Below are 25595 nucleotides of genomic sequence, written 5' to 3' on the forward strand. Positions count from 1 at the left end.
TCACCTGGAAGCGGCCAGAGGAAACGGTCATGGCGGATATCAGCGGCGAGCAAGACGAGCGCAGACGCTCGCTCGGGCCGCTCAGGCGCCTTTCTCCCTACATTGCCCGCTACCGCAAACTGGTCATCGGCGCCGTCATTTCGCTGGCCATCGCGGCGGCCACGACGCTGACGCTGCCGCTCGCCGTGCGGCGTATGATCGACCACGGTTTCAGCGCTTCCAGCACCACTTTCATCGCCGAATATTTCGCCGCTTTGGTGGCGATGGCTGCCCTTCTGGCGGCGGCATCGGCCGGCCGCTACTATTTCGTCATCACGCTCGGCGAGCGGGTCGTTGCCGACATCCGCAGCGATGTGTTTTCGCATGTCACGACGCTGTCGCCTTCCTTTTTCGACACCGCCCAGTCAGGCGAGATCGTCTCGCGGCTTGCCGCCGACACGACGCAGGTCAAATCCGCCGTCGGCGCTACTGCCTCGGTGGCGTTGCGCAACGTCATCCTCGGCCTCGGCGCGGTGGCGATGATGGTCGTCACCAGTCCGAAACTGTGCAGCCTGGTGATCGCGGCCATTCCGCTGATCGTGCTGCCGCTGGTCGCCTTCGGCCGTTCGGTCCGGCGCCGGTCGCGGCAGGCGCAGGACACTTTGGCGCAGGCGACCGCCTATGCCAGCGAGCAGATCGGCGCGGTGCGCACGCTGCAGGCTTTCACCAACGAGACGCTGGTCACCGGGCGGTTTTCGGCTGCGGTGGAAGCCGCCTTCCAGGCGGCGCGCTCATCGATCTTCTCCCGCTCGCTGCTCACCTTCTTTGCCATTTTCATGATCTTTTCCTCCGTCGTGGCGGTGCTGTGGTTCGGCTCGCGCGATGTGCTTGCCGGCACGATGTCGCCCGGCACGCTCGGCCAGTTCCTGCTCTATTCGGTGTTTGCCGCCGGAGCGCTCGGCGCGTTGTCGGAAGTCTGGGGCGAGCTTGCCCAGGCGGCGGGTGCTGCCGAACGGCTGACCGAGATCCTCGACGAGACGCCAGCGATTCAGTCGCCCGCCAATCCGCTGCCGCTGCCGGCCAAGGCGAAAGGCGCGATCAGCTTCGACGACGTTTCCTTCTCCTATCCGGCAAGGCCCGACCGCGCCGCCGTCCATGGCTTGAGTTTCCAGGTCAAGCCGGGCGAGACGGTGGCGATCGTCGGTCCCTCGGGCGCGGGGAAAAGCACGGTGTTTTCGCTGATCCTGCGCTTTTACGATCCCGAGACCGGCCGTATCGCCATTGACGGCGTCGACGTGCGCGAGGCCGATCCGGCCGATGTCCGCGAGCGCATCGCCATCGTGCCGCAGGATGTCACCATTTTTGCGGCGAGCGCGCGCGACAATATCGGCTTTGGCCGGCCGGGCGCCTCGAATGCCGAGATCGAGGCAGCCGCCAGGGATGCGCTGGCCGACGAGTTCATCCTGAGGCTCGACAAGGGCTATGACAGCCAGGTCGGCGAGCGCGGCGTGACCTTGTCCGGTGGCCAGCGCCAGCGCGTGGCGATCGCCCGCGCCATCCTGCGCGATGCGCCGATCCTGTTGCTCGACGAAGCGACCTCGGCGCTCGACGCCGAAAGCGAAACGCTGGTGCAGACGGCGCTGGAGCGGCTGATGCAGGGCCGCACCACCATCGTCATCGCGCACCGGCTGGCAACGGTGTTGAAGGCCGACCGCATCCTGGTCATGGATGGCGGCCGCATCGTCGAGGAAGGCACACATCAGAGCCTGGTCGCCAAGGGCGGCATCTATGCGCGGCTGGCCAAGCTGCAGTTCGAAACCGGCGCCAGCGCCTTCAGAGGTGCGGCGGAGTAATCGTTGCTACGCAGATAGAGTTCAGCTGCGGGCAGGCTGGCGCCGCCCGCGCCGGACAGCGATGAATACCGGCACACCGACGAACAAGGTCAAAAGGAACATGCTGGCGATGATCTGTCGCTGTTGCGTGTCCGGATCGCTGACCTTCACTTCGGCGGTCGGCGGATCGATGTAGGTGAAGTCATACTCCCACTGAACGTCCTTTGAGATGTCCTCGACGGATTTCAGATAATCCGCAATGGCCGTGGCAGGAACTTCCCTCGCCAGCGTCTGCAAATTCCATTCCACCCGGAATTCGGTTGGTGTGTTGCTCCACGACGTCTTCAGCGACACATAGGGTGTCACGATGTTTTTTATTTCATCGCCGGAGAACCTCGCCTTGAGGTTGCGCACGGTCACACTGTGGCGACGGTAATACGGAGAGCCGAGGAATATGGGGCCGCGGCGGCCGACGATGGTCGGGGCCGGGAGATAATTGCCGAGATCCGCCGCCTGGATGGGGAAATTCTTGGCAAGATCGTTGGCCGCCAGCGCCTGCGTCGGCAGTGAGTAGCTTTCTTTCACGCTGACGACGTTGCCGTCGCGTCGATCCAGGATTTCCAGCTTTGCGACGCTTTGAATGCCCGAATACTGCTTGCTGTAATATTTAAGGTAGTTGTCCGACAGTTCGGTCAGCGACTGGCCAGCCAGCCTGTTGCGCACCGAATCGGCGTCGGCGCCTTCGTACATGGAAAAGACCGTCAGCGACAAAGGATCGCCCGGCTTCTCCGGAAAGTCGAATTCTTCGGCGACCTGGATCGATGGGCTGGTCAGTTCCGGGGTTGGCATCTTCTCCAATCCGCCGGTGCTGGAAAGCGGCAGCGCGAACCCATAATCGGCCTGCGCAAGATTGTATGCCTTGCCGCCCTGAAGATCGTTGGTGGCATCCAGCCAGTATGTCTGGGTTCCGATCTTCGCCTTGACGATGGCATGGTCGAAATCGCGCAGCGCCGGCAGGTGCTGGTCCAAGGCCCGCCCATGATCGAGATCGGCCAGGGCGACCTCGGCAGAAATGCCAAGTCGAACAAGCGACGAGGCAAGCAGCAATGCCTTGTCCTTGCAGTCGCCAAACCCGCTTTGCAGGACAGTCGCTGGATCGCGCGGAACGTAGGATCCCGCACCGATCGACAGGCTGACATAACGGATCTGGTCCTGCACCAGCCGCGTCGCCTGGATCAACCGGTCTTCGGCCACGGGATGCTTGACGGCGATGTCGTCTAGCTTGGCTGCGAAGTCGGCGGGAAAATCGGTCACCGGCCTGTAGTGGGACGCAATGGCGTCGACGACGCTTTGCCAGTTCGCGGTCGAGGCCACGTCGACGGAGCCCCAGGCCGGATACTGCGCCGGCAGGTTGTCCTCGACCTTCACCGGCTTCGGATTGCGGATCTCCCACAAGTAGACAGTGTCCGATTCCGACGACGAGATCGCCGGCTTGAGTTCCGTTCCCCTTGCCTTGATTTGAAGCGGCTGACTGGCAGGCCAGACGATGTTTGCACGGATGAGCGCCACCGGCTCTTCCCACTCCGTCGCAAAGCTGAAGAAGAAAAGATCCTTGCCGACAAGCGGCGTGACTTCGTAGGTCGTCGCATAGTCGACAATGTCGCCGACACGCACGTCTTCGACGTTGACATGGGCCGTCAGCCAGCCGTCGTACAGGCCTTTCTCGGCGTCCTTTTCCTGCCTGAAAATATCGAATTTCGTGCTTGCCAGCCGGTCGATCACGGCGCCATCGCGGATGATGCGCAGATGGTTCAAGGTGACTCTGTGCCGCGACGGATCGAACTGCAGGTTGATTCCGGCGCCCTGCTCGAGGCCTGGCCGGTCGACGATCTTGTAGACCGTGCGCGAGTATTGGTCGTAACCGCCGGTGCGGTGGACGATCTGGTCGTCCGAGAGCAGCCACGAGATGCCGTTCCTGATCTGGTCGGATCGGGTGGCGTCGGCCGAGGGAACATCGATCAGCCTGGTCCAGGACGGCGCTGGTCCGATAAGAACCACCTCGTCGGACAGGGCCGGAGAACTCAAGCTGATCAGAAAGAGGGCGAAGCCGATGAGCCGCCAGCAAGACTTGATCACACGAAAACCAATACAGGCCGACATCCAGCTTCGCCAACTCTAGACCGGTTCATCGTTTCACGGAAAACGCTGAACCGCTCCGCCCCTTTGTTTTGACGCAATTCCAAAAACAACTCTTTTTCAGAGGCTTTCCAGCAGAAGTAAAGCTCATCGGCCGATGTTTTTGGAGCCTGCGGCGGCCGGAACTAGTCGGCCCCGTAGCGCTGTTTCAGGTGACGGGTGAAATGCGCGGCGTTGAGCTTCTCGCCGGTGGCGCGTTCGAGCAGGTCGGGCGTCGACCAGCGCGAGCCCTGCGACCAGATCTTGCCGCGACGCCAGCCGTTGATGGCGGCGAAATTGCCCTTGGCCAGGTCGCCATCGGCGGAAGGATGCTCGCGTGTCAGCGCTGCCCATTGTTGCGCCGCCATCATCGCGCCCAGCGTATAGGACGGGAAATAGCCGAAGGCGGCACCTGGCCAATGCACGTCCTGCATCGGTCCGTCGGCCGGGTTGTCGATGGTCGACAGGCCAAGATACTCCCGCATCTTGGCGTCCCATGCCTCGGGCAGGTCGGCCGCCTGCAGCCGTCCCGAGACAAGCTCCTGCTCCAGCTCGTAGCGCAGGATGACATGCAGCGGATAGGTGACCTCGTCGGCGTCGACGCGGATCAGGCCGCGTTCGACCCGGTGCACATGCGGCAGGATGTCGTCGAGCGACCAGGCCTCGCCGAGATGCTTTTCGACCACCGGCAGCGCCCAACGCCAGAATTCGGGGTTGCGGCCGATCTGCTTTTCGACGAACAGGCTCTGGCTTTCATGCACCGCCATGCCGCGCGCCTTGCCGAGCGGCCAGTGCGCCCAGGCCTTCGGCAGGTTCTGCTCGTAGAGCGCGTGGCCGGTTTCGTGCAGCACGCCCATCAGCGCCGACAGGAAATCGGAGGTCTTGTAGCGCGTGGTGATGCGCACGTCGCTCGGCACGCCGCCGCAGAAAGGGTGATGCGACACCGACAGCGAGCCGTGGGTAAGGTCGAAGCCGACTGCCGCCATCATGGCAAGACCAAGCTCGCGCTGTTTATCGATCGCATAGCTGCCGGAAAGCGGCTTCAGCGGGTGCTTGGCCAGCCGTTCCTCCTGCACGGCCAGCGCTTGCGGCACGAAGCCTTTCAGAAACGTCTTCAGCTCAGTGAAGACCGGCGTGATGTCGGCCGCGCGGTTGCCGGGGTCGTACTGTTCCATCAGCGCGTCGTAGGGGGCGAGGCCGAGCGCGTCGGCGCGCAGCGCTGCCTCCTCGCGCACCAGTGCCACGACACCTTCGAGCGCCGGCAGAAAGCCGGCCCAGTCGTTCTTGGCGCGCAGGTCACGCCAGAGCTGCTCGGAGCGCATGCGCGCCACCGTCTGGCGCTCGACGAACTCGACCGGCAGGCAGGTCAGGTTGGTGTATTGCCGGCGCAATTCGCGGACCGCCGCCTGCTGCTCCTCGTTCAACGCCTCCTGTTCAGCGGCCGCGAGCCAGTCGGCGATCTCCGGCGCGGTTGCCCGGGCATGCAACATGCCGGCCAGGGAAGACATGGCTTCGGCGCGTTTCTCGCCGCCACCGACGGCCATGTGGGTCGCCTCGTCGGCGCCGAGGATGGCGAGCGCATGTTCCAGCGCTTCGAGCTTGTGGCCGAGGTCATCGAGTTTTTGGAAGGACATGGCAGGTTCCGCGTTTTGGACGGCGGGAAAAGATACCAATGCGCCAGGCTTGGCAACCCTCAAAGGTTGCTCTCGCCGATGCAGCTTGCACAGGTAAGGGCGTGCGTGGAATGCTTGCCGGCGGCGCAACACCGCCATGAGGGGAGCGTAGGATGATCGGCAATATTCTGGTCGGGCTGGTGGCCTTGATCCACCTCTATATCGTCTACCTGGAGATGGTGTTGTGGGACACGCCGCGTGGCCACAAGGCGTTCAACCTCAAGCCGGATTTCGCGAGCGCCTCGAAGGTGCTGGCCGCCAATCAGGGGCTCTACAACGGCTTCCTTGCCGCCGGGCTGATCTGGGGCCTCTATCTCGGCGCGGCGGGATTCCAGATCAAGGTGTTCTTCCTGCTTTGCGTCGCCATCGCCGGGCTCTATGGCGCGGCGACCGCCAGCAGGAAAATCCTGTATATCCAGACCGTGCCGGCGGTGGTTGCGCTCGTCGCGCTCTGGCTCGGCTGGTGACAAAAAAAGACGCCCTTGGAGCCAAGGGCGTCAGACAGTCCCTTGCTCACTCTTGGGATATCGGAGCGGACCTCAGCCGTTCGGATAGTGGCCGCCGTCGGAGCCATCGCCCATCAGGAAGCCGCTGCCGGTATCGACCATCAGCTTCTGGTTGACGTTATCGAGGCGGCGCAGCAGGTCGTGATACTGCGTGGCCGGGATCCTGCCATGATCCGATCCGGCGACCCGTTCGGCGGCCTGGCTGATATGCGCCGCGCGCTGATGAAGCCGCTGCGCTTCTGAAGTCGAGATGGTCTTTGCCTCGCGCGCGTCGGTGATGCCCTGTTCGACGCCCTGCACCTGCTCAATGAGGCCGGTCACGCGCGGACCGGTCATGTCGGTCGGGTCGCTGGCGTCGAGGGCGCCCTTGTGATGTCCGGCGGCATAGGCGCCGGCGAGCGGAACGGCGATCAGTAGTGTGGTGAGGGCTGCAGTCCTGAGAGTCTTCAAAGTACGCATGATGTGCGTCTCCTCCTGCTGTGGAAGGGGCAAGCGCTTTCGCTCAGCCTTCCGGGGCGGGCCGTCGGGTTCCGTCGCGTCGCGATGGGAGGCATCGCCGGCGGGTCTCGGCCCTGCGCGGCAAATTAGGAGCCCGGAAACGCGAAGTGTAATTAAAAAAAGATAATGTTTTCAGGCCTTGCCGAGGCTGCCTTGCGCCCTAGAGTTGAGCCGGCGAACAAATTCGCGTGACTAAAAATCACCGTTCGGTGAGCTTCAGTTCAATGCGGCGATTCTTGTTGCGGGCGTCTTCGGTGTCGGCGGGGTCGAGCGGCTGGAATTCGCCGAAGCCGGCGGCGACCAGCCGGTTGGCGGGCACGCCGTTTTCAATCAGGAACTTGACCACCGAGGTCGAACGCGCCGTCGACAGTTCCCAATTGTCGCGGTAGCGGCCGGTGCCGGACAGCGGCTTGTTGTCGGTGTGGCCGTCGACGCGCAGCACCCAGTTGATCTCCGGGGGGATTTCCTTCTGCAGTTCGATGATGGCGTCGGCGAGCTTCTTCATCTCGACCTTGCCGGCATCGTTGATCACTTCGGAACCGGTCGGGAACAGCACTTCCGACTGGAAGACGAAACGGTCGCCGACGATGCGGATGTTCTCGCGGTCGGCGAGTATTTCGCGCAGGCGGCCGAAAAAGTCGGAACGGTAGCGATTTAGTTCCTGCACGCGCTGCGCCAGCGCGACGTTCAGCCGACGGCCGAGATCGGCGATCTTGGTGTTGGAATCGCGGTCGCGGGTTTCAGACACATTAAGGGCATCCTCGAGCGAACCGATCTGCTTGCGAAGTGCTGCGATCTGCTGGTTGAGGATCTCGACCTGGCTCAGCGCCTGCTGGCTGATCTGGCGCTGGTTGTCGAGTTCGCCGCCCAGTTGAGCCGCACGCTGATTGGCGGCGTCGCCGGCGCCTGCACCTTGCGCCAGCAATTGTTCCAGCCGGCTCTTTTCTGCTTCCGCCGCCGACAGCGACGCCTGCAGATTGGCCAGCGAATCATCCTTGTCCTGCGTGCTTGAACGCTCCAGCGCCAGAAGCTGGGTCAGTTCGTTGATCTGCGAGTTGAGGCGTGTGAGCGCGGTATCCTTGCCCGAGAGTTCGCGGCCGAGCAGGAATTGCGCCAGCACGAAGACGGTGAGCAGAAACATGATGGCGAGCAGCAGTGTCGACAGCGCGTCGACGAAGCCCGGCCAATAGTCGATGCGGCGGTCGGTGCGCCGCTTGGCGAGCGCCATGTTAATGGACCCCGGGCTTCTTCAGGGCGTCGGCGATCTTTTCCAGCGTGTTGCGCATCGCCTTCTGCTCGTCCGACTGGGCTTCGACCCAGTCGCGCATGATCTGCTGCTCGGAGCGCATGTTCTTGACCAGGCCGGAAATGCCGTCGGCGAGATTGGCCATGGCGGTGGCGACGCGCGGATTGGAGCCGCCGCCGTTTTCCTGCATGCTGCGCAGCCGTTCCGACAAAAGGCGGATCTCGTCGGAAGGTTCGCTCTTGGCCGGATCGGCAACGACGATGTCGGAGGAGAGATCGGTGACCGAAGACAGCCAGTTTTCAAGCTCGGTGTAGAAACGGGTCTGGGCGCGGCCGGCCTGCAGGTCGAGGAAGCCGAGCACCAGCGAACCGGACAGGCCGAAGAGCGAGGACGAGAAGGCGGTGCCCATGCCGGCCAACGGTGCCGACAGCCCCTGTTTCAGCGAATCGAGCACGGCGGCGGCGTCACCGGTGCCGGGATCGAGCGATTCGATGGTCTCGCGGATCGAACCGATGGTGTTCAACAGGCCCCAGAAGGTGCCGAGCAGGCCGAGGAACACCAGCAGGCCGACGAGGTAGCGCGAGGTGTCGCGGCTTTCGTCAAGGCGGGTGGCGATCGAATCCAGCATGGTGCGCATCGAGGAGGTCGAGAAGGCCACTGTCGAGGAACGGCCGATCATCGCCTTCATCGGCGCCAGCAGCACCGGTTCGGTGGTTTCGGAACCGGCGCGGAAGGAATTGACCCAGCGCACCTCGCGAAACAGCCGTCCGACCTGGGTGAAGGCAAGCAGGATGCCGACCACCAGCACGCCGACGATCAGGCCGTTAAGACCAGGATTGCTGCCGAAAGCGGTGGAAATCTGGCGGGTGAGGATGGCGGCGATGAAGGCGACGATGACCAGGAAGATGACCATGGTCAGGAGGAAAACCTGCGGGCTCGACAGTTTGTGCGGATCGTACATCAGGACATCAGAGCGTCTGCCCACGCCGAAGGATCTGAGAAAAGCCATCCGTGCCCCGTTTCCGATGCTCTTTATTTGCCTTGACGCAATTCCGAACGGGAAACCGCTCACACTTTCCCTGGAACTGCTCCAGTGCCGCCGATCACGTAATTCGCGACTCTAAACGGAATTGTGACCAAATTGAATGGCGCTTGGCAATATTGCCCGACAGATCGGGCGGCGCTCCGCCGTTTAGAGGCGGTTGATGACCAGGCAGTCGACCATGGCGGCAAGATGCAGCCCGGCGCCGGTGATGACAAAGCCGTGCCAGACGGCATTGTGGAAGCGCAGCCCCTTCCACGCGAAGAAAATGACGCCGCAGGAATAGACGATGCCGCCGGCGACGATCAGCGCGATCGACGTCGTCGGCAATGTCGCGACCAGCGGCTTGACCAGAACGATGCCGCTCCACCCGATGGCGAGATAGAAGACGATGGCCAGGCGGTCGAAGCGGCCAGGCAGAAATACTTTTATGGCGATGCCGGTCACGGCCGCGGTCCAGACAAGGACAATCATCGGCAGCGCCAGCGGCGAGCCGTCGAGCTGGGCCAGAAAGGGCGTGTAGGTCGCCGCGATCAGGAGATAGATCGCCGCATGGTCGAAGCGCCGCAAGATCCATTTCGCCGGCGATGTCACCGGCCACAGATTGTAGGTGAGCGAAACCGACAGCACGGTCAGCAGCGACACCACAAAGAAGACAGCGGCGACGTATTCGCCGGGACCTGCATGGAAAGCGGCCAGTGCCAGCAAGGCCGAGCCCGCCGCTATCGCCAGCACGATGCCGACCGCGTGCACAATGCCGTCGGCGATCATCTCCGCGCGCGAATAGTGCCAGCGCCCGACAAAGGGGATTTCAATTGGCGATTCAGGCGGGGAAAGCGGTGTCATCGAAAATCCTGCATCAGCCCATATCTGGGCGGTCGTCACGCAGTATTTCAAGCTTTGGTTGCGGTTTTACGACTGCGGCGCTTCAGCGCGCTGCCCCAGCATGCACAGTGATCAGCGTGCAGAAAGCGGCTTCTTCACAGCCTTGAGCAGCGCGCGCTGAATGACTTCGTTGCCGGCAACGACCGAGCCTGCCTCCAGCATGTCCTGGCCGCCATCCACGTCGGAGACGAAGCCGCCGGCTTCGCGGATCAGGAGCAGGCCGGCGGCGATATCCCAGGCCGACAGGCCGGTTTCCCAGAAGCCATCCATGCGCCCGGCGGCGACATAGGCGAGATCGAGTGCGGCCGAACCCAGGCGGCGCACGCCCGAGACTTCGGCCATCACATTGCGCAATTCGACCAGGAAATTGCCGTGCTGGCCGCGTCCGAGATGCGGCACGCCGCAGCCGATGACGCAGTCGGTGAGCTTGCTGCGGCCGGCAACGCGCAGCCGGCGGTCGTTCATGAAGGCGCCGCCGCCGCGCTCGGCGGTGTAGAGCTCATCCATTGCCGGATTGTAGATCACGGCGGCGACGAGCTGGCCCTGGCGCTCGAGCGCGATCGAGATGGAAAAGATCGGGATGCCGTGCAGGAAATTGGTGGTGCCGTCGAGCGGGTCGACGATCCAGCGGTGCTGGTCGTCATCGCCCTCGACCACGCCGCGCTCCTCCATCAGGAAAGCATAGCCCGGCCGCGCCTTCGATAGTTCGGCAAACAGGATGTCCTCGGCCTTGCGGTCGGCTTGGCTGACATAGTCGCCCGGCCCCTTCATCGACACCTGCAGGTTCTGCACCTCGCCGAAGTCGCGCGACAGCGAGCGGCCGGCCTTCATGGCGGCCTGGACCATGACATTGAGAAGTGCGGAGCGTGCCATCGTATCTGTTCCTGCCTACGTACATTAGTCTTGATGCATGTCGGTGACCCAAAACCGGGGCCACTTTTGGGCGACATGCATCAGTCTGCGCGGCGCATGTAGGTGAGTTCGTTGGTGTCGACGACGATGCGTTCGCCGGCGCCGATGAATGGCGGTACCAGCACGCGGATGCCGTTTTCCAGCACCGCCGGCTTGTAGGAAGACGCGGCCGTCTGGCCCTTCACCACCGGGTCAGCTTCGGTGATGGTCAGCGTCACCTGGTCGGGCAGCGAAATGCCGATCGGCCTGTCCTCATAGAGCTGGACGGTCACCATCATGCCGTCCTGCAGGAAGGCGGCGCGGTCGCCGACAAAATCCTTCGCCAGTTCGAGCTGCTCGTAACTCTGCGTGTCCATGAACACCAGCGCGTCGTCTTGTGCGTAGAGGAAGGAAAAATCCTTCAGATCGAGCCTGATCTGCTCGACAGTCTCGGCCGAACGGAAGCGCTCGTTGAGCTTGGTGCCGCTGATCAGGTTCTTCAGTTCGACCTGGTTGTAAGCGCCGCCCTTGCCGGGCTTGACGGTGTTGGTCTTGACCGCCACCCAGAGGCCGCCATCGTGCTCGATGACATAGCCGGGACGGATTTCGTTGCCATTGATCTTGGCCATGATGATGTTGATCCGGGAATGAGATGGTCGCTGGACAAGCGATTTTGGGCTCCCAAGACCACAAATCACCCGAAGAGGCAAGGGAGCGGGCAGGTTGGCGCCGGTCGGAAGGCATCGATACGCGCAAGTCGGGCACCGGATGCGGCGCCGACGCAGGCTCGATCAGCCGTGCTGATTGACAACTGAGCCGACCGCCTCGGCGATGGCCTCGGCGACCTTCGTCAGCCGATGGATGTGCGGCGATCGCAGGACGACGACCTGCATGGAGAGGTCAAGTGTCTCCGTTTCGACAAGTGTCACGCCCTGCGGCAGCTGTCTGCCGAAAAGGCGCATTGGCATCAGGCCAACACCAAGGCCGCGGCGCACCCATTCCAGCTGCATGGCCGGGTCCTGGATTTCGGCGGCAATGGATAGTCTGCGGCGGTCATCGCCAAGAGCGACAAGCAAAAGCTGGCGCGCATCGCATGGCGCCGGGCTCAAAATCCAGGCTGCATTTTTGAGGTCGGATATCTGCCCCGCCTGCTCGCTAGTCACGACGCCGAGACGTTCGATGCCGATACAGGCATCGCCGTGCTCGCTGCCGCCCGCGCGCAGCACGATGGCGAGGTCGATCTGCCCGCGGTCGAACTGATCGACCAGCTCGGCGCTCCAGCCGGTCTTGAGCCGCAGCGACACTTTCGGGAACATCGCCGTAGCGTTGGCGATGGCCTCCGCCACGTCCCGGTCGGAGAGGCCATGGGCGAGGCCAAGGCGAAGCAGGCCTTCCGGCTCGGCCTTTCGGGCAAAGGATTTCAGCGCCTCCACTGAAGCGAGAATATCGCGGCCGCGCGCCAGAACTTCCAACCCAGCAGGGGTCAGTTGAGGCGGCTTTTGCCGGCGGTCGAGCAGCGTGACGGCCAGCATGTCCTCCAGCCGCTGGATCTGCCTTGTGACGGCGGGCTGCGTCAGCGGCAGGCGCCGGGCGACTTTCTGGATCGAGCCCTCCTCGGCAAACAAGGCAAGCGTGCGCAGTTCCTCAAGCATCACCGTGTCCATGTCTTGTAGGCATAATCATTCTAAATATTATGAATTTGAAATCCGCCGCCTGGCAAGCGATTTTCCTTTCAAACGAAAGGACGACGAAAATGAAGGCAATCGAACTCCAGGGTCCGGGCGGCATCGACAGTCTCAAGATGGTCGAGCGGCCAATGCCGGAACCGGGCCGCCAGGAGATGATCATCAGGGTCAAGGCCACGGCGCTCAATTACCGCGATGTCGAGATCGCGCGCGGCAGCTATCACACCACATTCCCGTTGCCGCTGGTGCCGCTTTCCGACGGCGTCGGCGAAGTCGTTGCCGTTGGCTCCGAGGTCAGCCGCTTCAAGATCGGCGACCGGGTCTGCGGCACGTTCTGGCAACGTTGGGCCGGCGGCAGCTTCGCCATGGCCGAACCCTCATATCAACGCGGCGGTCCGATCGATGGCTTGCTCAGCGAGTTCGCCCGGCTGGACGAACAGGCGGCTGTCATTGTCCCGGCACATCTCAGCGATGTCGAGGCGGCGACATTGCCTTGCGCCGCCGTCACCGCCTGGCATGCGTTGTTCACGGAAGGCAACCTCAAGCCAGGCGAAACCGTGCTCAGCCTCGGCACTGGCGGTGTGTCGTTGTTTGCCGTGCAATTCGCAAAGGCAGGCGGCGCACGCGTCATCGTGACGTCGAGCAGCGATGAGAAACTTGCCCGGGCGAAAGAGCTCGGCGCGCATGACGGCGTCAACTACCGCGACACTCCGGACTGGTCATCGGCCGTGCTGGCGCTGACCGATGGCCGCGGCGCCGATCACATCATCGAAGTCGGTGGTCCACAAAGTTTCGCGCAGTCACTCAAGGCGTCGGCGCGCGGCGCCCAGATCAATGTCATCGGCTATCTCGGCGGCAGCGAAGGGGCGATCAATCCGCTCGACATCTTCCGCCGCCAGGTGAAAGCACGCGGCATTCCGGTCGGCTCGCGCGAATCCTTCGAGGCCATGAACCGGGCACTTGCCGTCAACCGGCTGCGGCCGGTGATCGACCGGGTCTTTCCCTGGGCAGAGGCAGCAAAGGCCTTTCGCCATCTCGAACATGGCTCACCTTTCGGCAAGGTCGTGCTCGATCATGTCAGGTGAATTCGCGGTCAGGGCAAGCGGTTGGCCTTCTGCAAGGCCTGCTTGGTCTGATCGTCGGTCAGCCCTTGCAGGAAATCGTCCATCTGCGGATCGATGAGGCCGGCGCGGCGGGCGACCACATACCAGGCTCCGGCCAGGATCAGATCTGGATCGGTGCCGATGCCGCCCATATAGAGCTTTGCCAGCCGGTTCTGGGCGGCGACGTTGCCGCCTTCGGCAGCCTGCTTCATCCAGTTGAAGCCGGATTTCAGGTCGCGAACACCGCCGCGGCCCTCGATCATCCAGGCGGCAAGATCGATCTGCGCGGTGTCGTAGTTCTGCCTGGCGGCTTGCGCCAGCAGGCTGCGCGCGAGGGCATCGTCGCGCGTCTTGCCGCCGACGCCATTGGCATAGACCTGCGCCATCGCATACTGGGCGTCGGCAAGCCCGGTCGCCGCGGCGCGCTCATAATAGGGCACCGCCCTGGCGATGCCGGCATCGCCAGGATCCTGCTGCACCAGCAGCTGCGCGAAGTTGAACTGCGCCAGGCGGTTGCCGGCCTCGGCGGCTGCCTGCATCAGGGCGTAGGCGCCCTTCTCGTCCTTCTTGACGTAGCGGCCATCGAGCAGCATCAGCGCATACTGGAACTGCGATTCAGGTATCCCCTGTTCGGCGGCCTGCGCGTACCATTTGGCGGCCTCGGCAGGGTTGAGCGGTACGCCCAGCCCGCGCGACAGGATCTCGGCGACCAGCGTTTGCGCCGCCGGGTCGCCATTCTTGGCCCGCACCAGCGCCAGATTGTAGGCGGTCTTGTAGAGGCCGCGCTGGAAAGCGCCATAGGCGGGGTCCGCCGGCTTGGCGCCGAAACGCTCGGGGTTGATGGCGTCGGCCGACGGCAGCGGCGCGGTCGTCGCGGGCTGCGGCAGCGGAGTCTCGATCGGCTTGTCGACATGAACGCCGGAATCCGTGGTGCCGGCCTTTGGGGCGCCCGGATCCGGCGCGCTGATGGCGGGTGCGCTGGTGTCGGGCCTCGGCTGCGGCAGCGGCACGGTCTCCGCCGCCATCGCTGCCCCGCTCATCAATGCCGCAACGAGAACCGCGAGAGGAAGTCCGGGACGGCGCACGTCAGTCCTCGAAGCGCGGCGCGGTTTGATCGAGCAGTGCATTGGCGGCAACAATCGCCGCTGCGGGATCGGTGCCATCGGCGAAGACGGCGCTGGACATCGCCACGAATTCGGCGCCGGTGTCTGCTACCGCCTCGATAGAGGCGAGGTCCGATCCGGCCATGACGATGCAAGGGATCTGGATCATGTCGGCCCACCAGCGGCCGAGCGACAGGTTGCGTGGATGCGGCTCCGGCTTGTTGTCGTAGCCGAAGCGGCCGAAGAAGATGTAATCGGGCCTGGTTTCGCCGAGTTCCAGCGCGTCGTCGCGGGTCTTGGCGCCGCCGGCGCCGACCATCATCTTGCCTTGGAAGTGCTCGATGGTCTCGGCGAGTGCGTCCTTGGAAACCTCGACATGGATGCCGTCGGCCTGGACGCGGCCGGCAATGCGGGTGTCGCCGGCGATGATGACGGCGATGCCGGCCGCCTGCGCCGCCGGCACGATCTGTTCGGCGAAGGCCTGGAAAGCAGCCTCGTCCATGCCGTTCTCAGGCAGGATCAGCGAAGCGACGTCACCGCCCTCGAAGGCCGCGGCAATGCGTTCGGCCGGCGCGTCCTTGGGCGCGATCAGCACGATGCGGCAGCGGTTGGGGGGTGTTGCGTCGTTCATTGGCTTTCGATCTCGGATTTCGCCTATGCCGGGCGAAGATGGTTGGATTGCGGCATAGAGCAAAGCGCCAGGATTGAACAGGCGCTAGCTGTCAGGCGACAATCGCTGTTCGGAACGAAGAGCGTTGCTGGCTTTCATGATGAGGTCAAACACCTTCGAAGGCGCTTCGATGCCAAGAAATTGCGGGACGGGGTCAAAAGCTGGAGACCAGGCGCCCGTCCTTGAATTTCCGAAGAAAGATGCTGCGGGTCCGAAACGCAAATTGCCACGCCTTGCTTCCGCGCCCGTCATTTGGATATCGGGAAGACGCTCAAGATCGATCGATATGAAGTTGGAGAAAGGGGCGGTTCGCATGATGAGAATGCGCTTGTCGGTGACTGCGTAAGCGATGCGTCGTCTCACCCATGCGTCGACGGCAAACCTGCCAAAGACGAAGAAGAGACCAATGCAGACGAACATGCCTCCCCACGCATAGAAGAAAACCGGGGTGCCTTGGCTTGCCGCCATGTAGGTCCAGAAAATTGCAAACCCGCACCACAGCAGGCTGAACGGTATGAGAAACATATCGCTGCTGGTGAACAATATGCCCTGCGCGGGAAGGCCGCTCCACAAGATGCGTTCGTGGGGCAACAGCCGTCTCTGAAAGATTCCGACGTCCACGCCACCACCCATCGCATGCGCCTAGGCTTTCATCGCATGACTTCTGCTGGCGGTGCAAATCCCCGGCGCATTATCAGCTGACGTGGGCGTTTTGCGCCGGCGTTTTTGACTTCCACAGCGCCCAGCCGAGGTTCATGCCGGCGGCGGCAATCAAGATGGCGGCGGCGCCGACAAGCTGGGCCGGATGCAGCCGGTGGCCGAAGGCAACGACATCGACCAGGATCGCCACGACAGGGTAGATGAAGGACAGCGACCCCTGCAGATGCGTCGGCAGTTTCTGGATGGCGCCATACATCAATATGTAGACCAGCCCGGTGTGGACGACGCCAAGGGTGACCAGCATGGCCCAGCTCCAGCTGTCGGCTGGCAAATGGGCGAGGTTGGCAAAGGGCGCCAGCATGACGACGCCGACGCAGACCTGGATCAGCGCGATCAGATGCGGCGGGGTGCCTTTCAGCTTCTTGGCGACGATTGCCGCGACAGCCCAGAAGAAGGCCGCGCCAAGTGCCATGCCGATGCCGGTGACATAATCGGTGCCGGTGATGCCCGCGTCAGGCCCTGTCTGCACGATCAGCAGCATGCCGGCGAAGGCGATGCCGAGCCAGGTCAGCTTGGTCAGGGTCAGCCGCTCGCCGAAGAACAGCGCGCCGAAGCCGACCAGCATGAAGGGCTGGGTGTTGTAGACCGCTGTGGCGATCGAGATCGAGGCGCGGGAAAACGCGCTGAACAGCAACAGCCAGTTGATCACGATGGCCGCGCCGCCGAGAGCGGCAATGGCAACAATGCGAAGCGTCAGCCTGCCGCGCAGCAGCCCGAGGGCTGCACAGGTGACCAGCAGCGCCACAGCGCCGAAGGCGCAGCGCCAGAACACCACGTCCATGACGGGCTGGCCCGACATGACGACGAACCAGCCGATCGTGCCGATGATCGTCATCGCCGCCGTCATCTCGATCGTGCCGCGCACCGTGCTGTCCATGACAATACCTCTGATATCCGTTGAGGTATGATAATCTCATGCGGTCCTGAGGGTTTATATGCCTTATGAAAGGTGATATACGGTGATAGCCTAATTTAATAAGGCTAACTCTGCCTTTTGTGAGGGAATGAAAATGCTGGACGAGTTGGACAGAAAGCTTCTCGACATCCTGATCCGGGATTCCAGAACCTCGTTGAAGGATCTGGCGCAACAGGTCGGGTTGTCGTCGCCGAGCGTCTCCGAGCGGCTGCGGCGGCTGGAGGAACGCGGTGTCATTCGCGCCTTCACCGTCGAGATCGATCCGGAGGCGTTGGGCTATCCGCTGCAGGCGATCGTGCGGGTGCGGCCGCTGCCGGGCAAGCTGCATATCGTGCAGAAGCTGATCGAGGAAATCCCGGAATTCGGCGAGTGCGACAAGGTCACCGGCGACGACTGTTTCGTGGCCCGGCTTTATGTGCGTTCGATGGGCGAGCTCGACAAGCTTCTCGACCGCATCGCCGACAAGGCGGAAACCAGCACCGCCATTATCAAGGCGCAGCCGATCCGGCGCCGCCCGCCTCCACTTGGGTAAGCGTCGTTTTAGCTAAAGCTCCAGCTTGTAACCGATGTGGCTGGCCTTGAAGCCGAGCCGGTCATAGAAGCGGTGCGCGTCGTGGCGGCTCTTGTTGGTGGTCAGCTGGACAATTTTGCAGCCGCGTTCGCGGCACTGTTCGACCGCCCATGCCAGCAGGCGTTGCCCCAGCCTTTCGCCGCGCCGGTCAGCAGCGACGCGGACAGCCTCGATCTGGCCGCGCAAGGCGCCTTGCAGCGATAGGCCGGCAAGGTAAGTGATCTGCAGCGTGCCGATCACCGTACCGTCGTCCGTCATGACGGCAAGAAACTGTTTTGGGTCCGCGTCGATGGCGGCAAAGGCGTCGCGATAGGCCTTGGCGAGTGGCTCGGTGGCGTCCTCGCGGCTGCTGCCGAGCGGATCGTCGGCGAGCATGGCGACAATGGCAGGCAGGTCGGCTGCGTCGGCGCGGCGGATGTGGAGTTCGCTCATTGTCAAAAACCTGGGGTCAAAACCTGATGCATCGGGATGGCGCCCTTATGCATCGCCGGCAATCTTGCCGCAAATCCCGAACGGTCAGGTTACAGACAGTTGATGACCGACATCGTCCTGCCGGAATTTTCGCTGTCGCGGCGCACGGATTTCTGGGTTATTGCAGGTCACCATCTTCCCTCCAGCCTCATTCTCCTCATGTCAGGTCTGCTCGCCGATCCGTGGTTCTATGCCGCCGCCATTCCGGCGGTTATTCTCGTCGGCCTGTCGAAAGGCGGCTTCGGCGGCGCTGTCGGCTTTGTCGGCGTGCCGCTGATGGCGCTGGCCATGCCGCCGGTGCAGGCGGCGGCCATCCTGCTGCCGATCCTGTGCCTGATGGACATCGTTTCGGTGTGGACGTGGTGGGGCGTCTATGACCGCAAGATGCTGGTCGACATGATGCCGGGCGCGGTGATCGGCATTGGCCTGGGCTGGCTGACGGCGGCGCTCGTGACTGAAGAGATGGTGCGGCTGATCGTCGGCGCGGTCGCGCTGATCTTCGTGCTGCGGTGGCTTTACCTGCAATTCCGCCACGGTTCCGACCATGCGGCGGCGCCCAACCGCATCGCCGCCGCCTTCTGGGGCACGGTCGCCGGCTTCACCAGCTTCGTTGCTCATGTCGGCGGCCCACCCTTCCAGGTCTATGCGCTGCCGATCAGGCTCGATCCGAAGGTGCTGTCGGGGACATCGGCGATCTTTTTTGCCGCCACCAATGCGCTGAAGCTGATCCCCTATTTCGCCCTCGGCCAGTTCGACACCGCCAATCTGACGGCGTCCGCCGTGCTGATGCCGCTGGCGCCGCTGGCCACCATTGCCGGCGCCTGGCTGGTGCGGCGCATGCGGCCGGAGATCTTCTATCCCTTCACCTATGCGACCGTGGCCGTGGTCGCGGTCAAGCTGCTGTGGGACGGGATCGCCGGCCTGATGTAGATGCGCGCGAGGCGACCGTACCGCCGCCGCCTCGGTCTTAGACGGCGCTCGGCACGAGGCGGCGACTGCCGTCAAAGGCCAGTGCGGCGCCGGCGATGACAACCAAAATCATGCCGGCGAGAATACCGATGTCGTGCTCAGTCGGCTTGAGCACCATGTCCGCGATGACGACCAGCATCACTGCATAGTCGAAGCGTGCCACGCTCGTCATACGCTGGCCCATGGCAAGGACAGCAGGTGACATGCCCTCCTTGGCGATTACGGCGCCCATGCGCTCGCCGATCGGTTTGAAGACGAACATGCCGATCGAAAAGGTCGTGGCGTAGCCGACGAGGCCGATGACAATCCACAGATCGGTGAACCCCACCCAGAAGCTGCACATGATGACGCCGAAGATCAGGGTCAGCATCGACATCGGTGCGAAAAATTTGCCGCCCAGCTGTCCGCTGGCACGTATCGTCTGCAACTTTTCCTCGATGTTGCCGGCACGCTCGGCAAGCATGCCGAGCAGGAACAGCACGAACCCACCTCCGACCCACAAGGTGGCCGTAACGATGTGGAAGAATTTGACGATCGAATACCAGTCCATGGTTTGCTCCTAGGTGTTCCGATGATCTGCGGCCGAGCGGTTTGCGCCGACCGTTTCAGAGGAGCGGGCGTTTAGCGCAACGCATGTTTCGGAACGATGTCGCGTCGACGCTCCAGCCTGTTACCGCCGTGTCGTCGGGCAAAAGACCATTGCTGTCGTCCATTTCTGGCTGACGGCAATCAGCGGCATCGCGCTAGGCTTTTGTGCGGGAATGCTGCTGTTCGCCTTCATTTCCCTGCGGGCGGCCTGGAAGAAGGCTTGAGCAAGCTGACGATCAGGTCCCGCGGGCCGTTGTGCTGATACGGCACAGAAGGGCAGCGGTCGATCAAGAAATATCCGCGCCGTTAAGGGTTCATTAAGCTTTACAGGTGTTTACTATGTCCATCCAGTTATCTGGATTCTTACCGAGTGGTTGGAGCCACTTCGTTTGACGCCTCCCTGTTAAACTCCTGAGAGCCGCCTTATCCGCGGCTCTTTTTTTGTCCGCATTTTGGGCCGTTAGAGCATGATGCCGAAAAGTGTGAAGCGGTTTTCTCGGACAAACGAGAACCGTTTGTCCAGGCATTATGCTCTGCGTTTTGACTTAGAGGCGGATTCAGATTTCAGGTGGATCCGACCTGAAATCATCCGGCTCTAGCGCCCATCCGCCGGCGTTAACCGTTTGTTAAACATGTGCTTGCCTTCACCGGCGGCGAAGCGCATTTTCAAGCCTCAGTCATCTAGGGTGCCGGCGTGACGGCGAAGAGCCGAATCAGCCGACGGGGCAGTGCAGGGGCGTACGATGAACGAGCCTTCGAAGGGCATCGCGAAAACCATCAAACTGGCGGAACGCCGGGTTTTCTCCCAATCCTTCAAACCGCTTTACCAGGAGGGCATGGGCCTGGTCGAGCAGGCAGCCGAATATCTCGACGGCAAGGGCCGGGCCGAGGCGAAAAAGCTGTCCAGGCTGGCAGCGACGCTCTATGCGGCCGAATCGATGCGGCTGACCACAAGGCTGATGCAGGTTGCCTCCTGGCTGCTTTTGCAGCGAGCGGCAAACTCCGGCGAGATGACCCGCGACCAGGTCGCTTCGGAGAAATCCAAGGTGCGCCTCGACACCGCGTCGGCGCATGACGAGGCGGTCGGTTGGAACGAACTGCCGAAGGATTTCCTCGACCTCGTCACCCGTTCGCTGCGCCTGCAGGCACTGGTGCGCCGCATGGACGAGGAGATCTATGGCGGCGCGTTTACCGAGACGCCGTCCGCCGTCCGCCGCGTCAATCCGGTTTCCGACCAGATCACGCTGCTGAACACGGCTTTCGCCCGGGGCTAACAGACTGCTTGATAATTCTACTCCGACGGGCATCTGAAGCGGTTTTCTGCGCTTCCGGTGCTCACGTACTCAAGTACGCTCCGCTCCGGTTCTCGAAAACCACCCCAGCTGTCTCGTCAGAGCGAATTCTCAAACAGCCTGTAGCTCCCGTTTCCGGTTTGTTCACATTTCGCTGGCATCGCTGTCCGCCGGAGGTAGACTTGGCGGATGGGGGAAGCGATTCGCATCATCGGTATCGACCCGGGGCTGAGGCGCACCGGCTGGGGCATCGTCGAAAGCCTAGGCAACTCGCTTCGCTTCGTAGCGTCGGGCACCGTGCGCTCCGACGACAAGGCGGCGCTGGCGACACGGCTCTGCCAATTGCATGACGGGCTGGCCGAGATCCTGCACGCGGCCATGCCGCACGAAGCGGCCGTCGAGCAAACCTTCGTCAACAAGGATGCGGTGGCGACGCTGAAGCTCGGCCAGGCGCGCGGCATAGCCATGCTGGTGCCGGCGCGCGCCGGCCTTGTCGTCGCCGAATATGCCCCCAATGCCGTCAAAAAGGCGGTGATCGGCGTCGGCCATGGCGACAAGAAGCAGATCCACATGATGGTCAAGGTGCTGTTGCCGAAAGCCACTTTCGACACCGAACATGCCGCCGACGCACTGGCCATCGCCATCTGCCACGCGCATCACCGGCAAAGCGTCGCCTACCGGATGGCGGCGTTGGCATCATGAAAGGCTATTGAGCATGATAGGCAAGCTCAAGGGCACACTCGACGAGATCGACGAGGATTTCTGCCTCGTCGACGTACATGGCGTCGGCTATGTCGCCTACTGTTCGGCGCGCACGCTGGCGTCGCTGCCGTCGCCGGGCGAAGCGGTGGTGCTGTTTATCGAAACCTATGTACGCGAGGACATGATCCGGCTTTACGGCTTTCAATCGGTGCTGGAGCGCGAATGGTTCCGACTGTTGATGACCAATGTGCAGGGCGTCGGCGCCAAGGTGGCGTTGGCGATCCTGTCGACATTGGCGCCGGCCGACCTCGCCAATGCGATCGCGCTGCGCGACATCGCCATGGTCAGCCGCGCGCCCGGCGTCGGCAAGAAGGTGGCCGAGCGCATCGTCACCGAACTGAAGAACAAGGCGCCGGCCTATGCCGGAACTGCCTCCGGCACCATCGGTCTCAAGCAAGAGCTCGGCGAAGGGGTCGCGCCGGCGCCGATCACCGACGCCGTTTCGGCGCTGGTCAATCTCGGCTATTCGCGTGACACGGCAGCCAATGCGGTGGCGGCGGCTCTGAAGACTGCCGGCGAGGACGCGGATGCCTCGAAGCTCATTCGTTTCGGGCTGAAGGAACTGGCGCGGTGAGCGGTTGCTTGTCCCGTCCTTTGCCCCGTGCGAGGAAGGCGGCATGAGCCTTTCTCCCCGCCTCATTACCCCGGAAAAGCACGGCGAGGATGCCGAGCAGACCTTGCGGCCGCAGACGCTCGCCGATTTCATCGGTCAGGCGGCGGTGCGGGCCAATCTCAAGGTCTTCATCGAGGCCGCCAAGGGCCGCAGCGAGGCGCTCGACCATGTGCTGTTCGTCGGGCCGCCGGGGCTTGGCAAGACGACGCTGGCGCAGATCATGGCGCGCGAGCTCGGCGTCAATTTCCGCTCGACCTCGGGCCCGGTGATCGCCAAGGCCGGCGATCTGGCGGCACTGCTCACCAATCTCGAGGACCGCGACGTGCTGTTCATCGACGAGATCCACCGACTCAATCCGGCGGTCGAGGAAATCCTCTATCCGGCGATGGAGGATTTTCAACTCGACCTGATCATCGGCGAGGGGCCGGCGGCGCGCTCGGTCAAGATCGACCTCGCCCGCTTCACATTGGTCGCCGCCACCACCCGGCTCGGCCTTTTGACCAATCCGCTGCGTGACCGTTTCGGCATTCCGGTGCGGCTCAATTTCTATTCGGTCGAGGAGTTGGAACAGATCGTGCGCCGCGGTGCCCGCATCCTGCAAATGCCGCTCGGCGACGATGGCGCACTGGAGATCGCGCGCCGCGCCCGCGGCACGCCGCGCATCGCCGGCCGGCTGCTGCGCCGGGTGCGCGATTTCGCCTCCGTTGCCGGGGACGGTCACGTCGACAAGCAGATTGCCGACGAAGCTTTGACGCGGCTGGAGGTCGACGGGCTCGGCCTCGACGCGCTCGACCGCCGCTATCTCTCGATGATCGCCCGCAATTTCGGCGGCGGTCCCGTCGGCATCGAGACCATCGCCGCCGGCCTGTCCGAGCCGCGCGACGCTATCGAGGACATTATCGAGCCCTATCTGATCCAGCAGGGTTTCATCCAGCGTACGCCGCGCGGCCGCGTGCTGACCGCCAATGCCTGGCGTCATCTCGGCCTCGACGCGCCGAAGGATCTGGCGCAGCAGCAGATCAACCTGTTCCAGGAAGAGTAACGGAGATTTGTCCTCCGGAACGGGTTGTCTGCGCAGAATCTCCTCAAGCCTGCCAGCGTGAAGGCGCATTCCTGGATTTTATCGAGCGTCGTAGTGTCGGCGCGGACTGCTCCGATCAAGTATCGGAGCGAAGAAAGTGATCACCAGACGCGGGTTCCTGAAATTCGTCGGGGGTTCGTTCCTCTCGCTGGCTTCGCTCAGTGCCTATGCGGTTGGCATCGAGCCGATGCTGTTGACGCATGTGAAGCGCTATCAACTGACGCCGCCGCATTGGCCGGCGGGTCTGAAGCTGCGGGTTGCGGTGCTTTCCGACATCCATGCCTGCCACCCCTGGATGACACCTGAGCGGATCGCTTCGCTCGCTGCTGAGGCGAATGCGCTCCGGCCCGATGTGATCCTCATGCTTGGAGACTTTCCTGCCGGCACGCGCATGGTGACGGGTTGGGTGGATGCGTCGGAATGGGCGCCGGCGCTGTCCGGCCTCAAGGCGCCGCTCGGCGTCTGGTCGGTCCTCGGCAACCATGACTGGTGGGAGGACCGTACCGCGCAAAGGGCTGGCGCCGGCCCGACGATTTCGCGCAAGGCGCTGGAGGCCGTCGGCATTCCGGTGCTGGAAAACGATGTCGTGCGCCTGGAAAAGGACGGCCACGGCTTCTGGCTTGCCGGCCTCGCGGATCAATTGGCGTTGCTCCCCGGCCGGGCCTGGGGCCGCAGTCACCCCAAGGGGCTGGACGATCTCGACGGCACGCTGGCCAAGATCAGCGACCAGGCGCCTATCATCCTGCTCGCCCACGAGCCCGACATTTTTCCGAAAGTGCCGGGGCGGGTTTCGCTGACGCTGTCGGGCCACACCCATGGCGGGCAGGTCCGGCTGTTCGGCTATTCACCTGTGGTGCCGTCCCGCTTCGGCAATCGTTTCGCCTATGGCCATGTCGTCGAGAATGACCGCAATTTGATTGTCTCAGGCGGGCTCGGCTTCAGCATCGCGCCGGTGCGGTTCGGTATGCGGCCGGAGATACTACAGATTGATCTGGGCTCAGCCTAGGGCTTGCCCTCAGTGAAGCGACCGGATCGCATCCATTACAGCAGGTTCGGCCTTGTCGCCGTTGAAAGCGTCGACGATGCCGAAGGCGCCGCCAAAACTCCACACCGACCATGAGAAGCCATGCGCCTCGGCACGCGCGATCATGTCCTTGACATAGGCGGCGCGGTATTGCGGCGGCATCACATAGGGGTTGCCGTATTCCTGGCGGATCATGCCGAATTCACCGAGCGTGATGTTTTCCGGCTTGATGCCGTTGGTCTTGGCCCAGGCGTCGACCTTTTCGAACGGCGCATCCATGACGCCGAGCAGCTTCTCGTCCGTGTCCATGCTGGCCACCTGCTCATCGAGATAGGAGAGCAAACCGTTCCGTCTGGTCCACGGCGCCTCGGCCTTCATCTTGGCGCGGATCGCATCCAGCTTCGCATCGAGTTCGGCACGCGGCACCGCGGTCAGCGGGTAGGGCAGGCCGGTGACATAAGGAATGAAATCGCCGGCCCAGGTCGCGCCCTGATGGGTGAGCAGGAACGGGTCGTAAGAGTGGAAGGTCCAGATGATGTTGTCGTCGGGGATTGTCTTCGGATCGATCCTGACCAGCGAGGCCGCATTGGAATAGCAGGCGCCGGTCAGGATAAGCGTCAGCCTGGTGGCCGAGGCGCGCGCGGCCGCGAACAGCTTCTGCTGTCGCTCCGGCCAAAGGTTGGTGCCGTCGCTGTCGCAGTCGACGATCGGCTCGTTCATCGGCTCGAAAGCGACCTGCGTCGGGTCCTCCGTGGCAAGCGTACGCGCCATTTTGCGGATGACCTCGACATAGGCGTCGAAGGTGGCGGGATCGTCCATCACCTGGCCCATCCCGGGCTCGCGGCCGCCACCGGCCGGGATGAGGTGCATGTCGACGATCACTTTCAGCCCGGCCCGGTTGATCATGCGGGCCGAGTCCCGCACGCTGGCATAAAGGTCGTCGCGCAGCGCCAGCGTCTGGTCGGAAAGGAACGGTGAGGGATCGACGGGCATGCGCAGGAAGTCGAAACCGGCGGCCTTCAATGCCTTGAGATCATCCTCGTTGAGGAACTTGCGCCATTCCGGATAGGGCAGGATGGCTTTGGGATCGTTCCACTTGTCTTCTCCGACCCAGGTCGTCCATTGGTCGAGGTTGAGGCCGCGCTTCATCGAAAAACTCGCGGCATGGCCGGGCAGCGCAGACGCCGCCAGCACCAGTAACGCCGCCATCAAGGTCTTGATCATCGCCGTCAACAGTGCCATCCGGTTTGCTGCGCTGGTGATATTGGCAGGACAGGTGCCCCGCCGGGGGCAAAAAGGA

Annotated in this window: 26 protein-coding genes; 10 read left to right on the plus strand and 16 right to left on the minus strand. The window is 63.1% G+C overall.

The annotated features are described in order from the left end of the window. The first annotated feature begins 29 nt into the window (after positions 1 to 29). Positions 30 to 1832: an ABC transporter transmembrane domain-containing protein gene (locus AC1D1B_RS06615; protein WP_477330409.1), complete on the plus strand. Its 1803-nt coding sequence runs from the start codon at positions 30 to 32 to the stop codon at positions 1830 to 1832. Between the two features lie 21 nt (positions 1833 to 1853). Here the strand turns inward: AC1D1B_RS06615 and AC1D1B_RS06620 are convergent, their stop codons facing one another. Beyond that, positions 1854 to 3896, minus strand: coding sequence for a DUF3857 domain-containing transglutaminase family protein (locus tag AC1D1B_RS06620; protein WP_477330410.1), 2043 nt, complete (start codon positions 3894 to 3896; stop codon positions 1854 to 1856). Positions 3897 to 4132: 236 nt separating this feature from the next. After that, a complete protein-coding gene (locus AC1D1B_RS06625; protein WP_477330412.1) occupies positions 4133 to 5620 on the minus strand; it encodes a carboxypeptidase M32 in 1488 nt (495 codons plus the stop codon). Between the two features lie 152 nt (positions 5621 to 5772). Between AC1D1B_RS06625 and AC1D1B_RS06630 the strand changes: the two genes are divergently transcribed. Further along, positions 5773 to 6126 (plus strand): DUF1304 domain-containing protein, encoded by a 354-nt coding sequence (locus tag AC1D1B_RS06630; RefSeq protein ID WP_477330414.1) that lies wholly within the window; start codon positions 5773 to 5775, stop codon positions 6124 to 6126. A gap of 72 nt (positions 6127 to 6198) precedes the next feature. Here AC1D1B_RS06630 and AC1D1B_RS06635 read toward each other — a convergent pair whose 3' ends face one another. The 7 genes from AC1D1B_RS06635 to AC1D1B_RS06665 form a co-directional block, all read right to left on the minus strand. Continuing rightward, complete coding sequence (locus AC1D1B_RS06635; protein WP_477330416.1) at positions 6199 to 6624, minus strand: hypothetical protein; 426 nt, start codon at positions 6622 to 6624, stop codon at positions 6199 to 6201. Between the two features lie 238 nt (positions 6625 to 6862). Further along, positions 6863 to 7891, minus strand: coding sequence for a peptidoglycan -binding protein (locus tag AC1D1B_RS06640; protein WP_477330418.1), 1029 nt, complete (start codon positions 7889 to 7891; stop codon positions 6863 to 6865). 1 nt (position 7892) lies between these two features. Continuing rightward, the gene (locus AC1D1B_RS06645; protein ID WP_181062209.1) at positions 7893 to 8918 is read right to left on the minus strand and encodes a MotA/TolQ/ExbB proton channel family protein; all 1026 of its coding nucleotides are present in this window, start codon (positions 8916 to 8918) and stop codon (positions 7893 to 7895) included. 183 nt (positions 8919 to 9101) lie between these two features. Beyond that, positions 9102 to 9797 carry a PAQR family membrane homeostasis protein TrhA gene (gene trhA / locus AC1D1B_RS06650; RefSeq protein WP_477330420.1) on the minus strand — a complete coding sequence of 232 codons (696 nt, stop codon included), beginning with the start codon at positions 9795 to 9797 and terminating at the stop codon, positions 9102 to 9104. Positions 9798 to 9908: 111 nt separating this feature from the next. After that, a complete protein-coding gene (locus AC1D1B_RS06655) occupies positions 9909 to 10709 on the minus strand; it encodes an inositol monophosphatase family protein (RefSeq protein WP_477330422.1) in 801 nt (266 codons plus the stop codon). Between the two features lie 80 nt (positions 10710 to 10789). Then, positions 10790 to 11356: an elongation factor P gene (gene efp, locus AC1D1B_RS06660; RefSeq protein ID WP_477330424.1), complete on the minus strand. Its 567-nt coding sequence runs from the start codon at positions 11354 to 11356 to the stop codon at positions 10790 to 10792. Positions 11357 to 11518: 162 nt separating this feature from the next. Next, positions 11519 to 12379, minus strand: a complete 861-nt coding sequence (locus AC1D1B_RS06665; protein ID WP_477330426.1) for a LysR family transcriptional regulator — start codon at positions 12377 to 12379, stop codon at positions 11519 to 11521. Between the two features lie 101 nt (positions 12380 to 12480). Here AC1D1B_RS06665 and AC1D1B_RS06670 point away from each other — a divergent pair, with 101 nt between their 5' ends. Continuing rightward, positions 12481 to 13497 (plus strand): zinc-dependent alcohol dehydrogenase family protein, encoded by a 1017-nt coding sequence (locus AC1D1B_RS06670; RefSeq protein WP_477330428.1) that lies wholly within the window; start codon positions 12481 to 12483, stop codon positions 13495 to 13497. Positions 13498 to 13505: 8 nt separating this feature from the next. Here the strand turns inward: AC1D1B_RS06670 and AC1D1B_RS06675 are convergent, their stop codons facing one another. The 4 genes from AC1D1B_RS06675 to AC1D1B_RS06690 form a co-directional block, all read right to left on the minus strand. Further along, entirely contained in the window at positions 13506 to 14555 is a 1050-nt protein-coding gene (locus tag AC1D1B_RS06675; protein WP_477330430.1) for a tetratricopeptide repeat protein, read from the minus strand. Positions 14556 to 14601: 46 nt separating this feature from the next. Next, the gene (locus AC1D1B_RS06680) at positions 14602 to 15249 is read right to left on the minus strand and encodes a thiamine phosphate synthase (RefSeq protein WP_477330432.1); all 648 of its coding nucleotides are present in this window, start codon (positions 15247 to 15249) and stop codon (positions 14602 to 14604) included. Between the two features lie 84 nt (positions 15250 to 15333). Beyond that, positions 15334 to 15879, minus strand: coding sequence for a PH domain-containing protein (locus tag AC1D1B_RS06685; RefSeq protein ID WP_477330433.1), 546 nt, complete (start codon positions 15877 to 15879; stop codon positions 15334 to 15336). A gap of 103 nt (positions 15880 to 15982) precedes the next feature. Then, complete coding sequence (locus tag AC1D1B_RS06690; RefSeq protein ID WP_477330435.1) at positions 15983 to 16885, minus strand: DMT family transporter; 903 nt, start codon at positions 16883 to 16885, stop codon at positions 15983 to 15985. 133 nt (positions 16886 to 17018) lie between these two features. Between AC1D1B_RS06690 and AC1D1B_RS06695 the strand changes: the two genes are divergently transcribed. Next, positions 17019 to 17456, plus strand: coding sequence for an Lrp/AsnC family transcriptional regulator (locus tag AC1D1B_RS06695; protein WP_477330437.1), 438 nt, complete (start codon positions 17019 to 17021; stop codon positions 17454 to 17456). 12 nt (positions 17457 to 17468) lie between these two features. On the opposite strand, the gene AC1D1B_RS06700 is transcribed toward AC1D1B_RS06695, so the two are convergent. Beyond that, positions 17469 to 17927, minus strand: coding sequence for an N-acetyltransferase family protein (locus tag AC1D1B_RS06700; RefSeq protein WP_477330439.1), 459 nt, complete (start codon positions 17925 to 17927; stop codon positions 17469 to 17471). 198 nt (positions 17928 to 18125) lie between these two features. On the opposite strand from AC1D1B_RS06700, the gene AC1D1B_RS06705 reads away from it, so the two are divergent. Further along, positions 18126 to 18896, plus strand: a complete 771-nt coding sequence (locus AC1D1B_RS06705) for a sulfite exporter TauE/SafE family protein (protein ID WP_181062220.1) — start codon at positions 18126 to 18128, stop codon at positions 18894 to 18896. 37 nt (positions 18897 to 18933) lie between these two features. Here the strand turns inward: AC1D1B_RS06705 and AC1D1B_RS06710 are convergent, their stop codons facing one another. Beyond that, positions 18934 to 19485 carry a DUF2269 family protein gene (locus AC1D1B_RS06710; protein WP_477330441.1) on the minus strand — a complete coding sequence of 184 codons (552 nt, stop codon included), beginning with the start codon at positions 19483 to 19485 and terminating at the stop codon, positions 18934 to 18936. Between the two features lie 781 nt (positions 19486 to 20266). Here AC1D1B_RS06710 and rcdA point away from each other — a divergent pair. The 5 genes from rcdA to AC1D1B_RS06735 all read left to right on the plus strand — a co-directional run bounded on the left by rcdA (position 20267) and on the right by AC1D1B_RS06735 (position 24277). Continuing rightward, entirely contained in the window at positions 20267 to 20797 is a 531-nt protein-coding gene (rcdA, locus tag AC1D1B_RS06715; protein ID WP_181062223.1) for a protease adaptor protein RcdA, read from the plus strand. A 207-nt stretch (positions 20798 to 21004) separates the two neighbouring features. Further along, positions 21005 to 21517: a crossover junction endodeoxyribonuclease RuvC gene (gene ruvC / locus AC1D1B_RS06720; RefSeq protein ID WP_181057761.1), complete on the plus strand. Its 513-nt coding sequence runs from the start codon at positions 21005 to 21007 to the stop codon at positions 21515 to 21517. Between the two features lie 13 nt (positions 21518 to 21530). Continuing rightward, positions 21531 to 22151 carry a Holliday junction branch migration protein RuvA gene (gene ruvA / locus AC1D1B_RS06725; RefSeq protein WP_203280180.1) on the plus strand — a complete coding sequence of 207 codons (621 nt, stop codon included), beginning with the start codon at positions 21531 to 21533 and terminating at the stop codon, positions 22149 to 22151. A gap of 43 nt (positions 22152 to 22194) precedes the next feature. Beyond that, positions 22195 to 23232 (plus strand): Holliday junction branch migration DNA helicase RuvB, encoded by a 1038-nt coding sequence (ruvB, locus tag AC1D1B_RS06730; RefSeq protein ID WP_477330443.1) that lies wholly within the window; start codon positions 22195 to 22197, stop codon positions 23230 to 23232. 136 nt (positions 23233 to 23368) lie between these two features. Next, on the plus strand, positions 23369 to 24277 hold the full coding sequence (locus AC1D1B_RS06735) for a metallophosphoesterase (protein ID WP_477330444.1): 909 nt from the start codon (positions 23369 to 23371) through the stop codon (positions 24275 to 24277). Positions 24278 to 24286: 9 nt separating this feature from the next. Here the strand turns inward: AC1D1B_RS06735 and AC1D1B_RS06740 are convergent, their stop codons facing one another. Further along, positions 24287 to 25537 (minus strand): glycoside hydrolase family 5 protein, encoded by a 1251-nt coding sequence (locus AC1D1B_RS06740; RefSeq protein ID WP_477330446.1) that lies wholly within the window; start codon positions 25535 to 25537, stop codon positions 24287 to 24289. Positions 25538 to 25595 lie beyond the last annotated feature (58 nt).

Source organism: Mesorhizobium sp. P2_C5_2 (assembly GCF_056404535.1).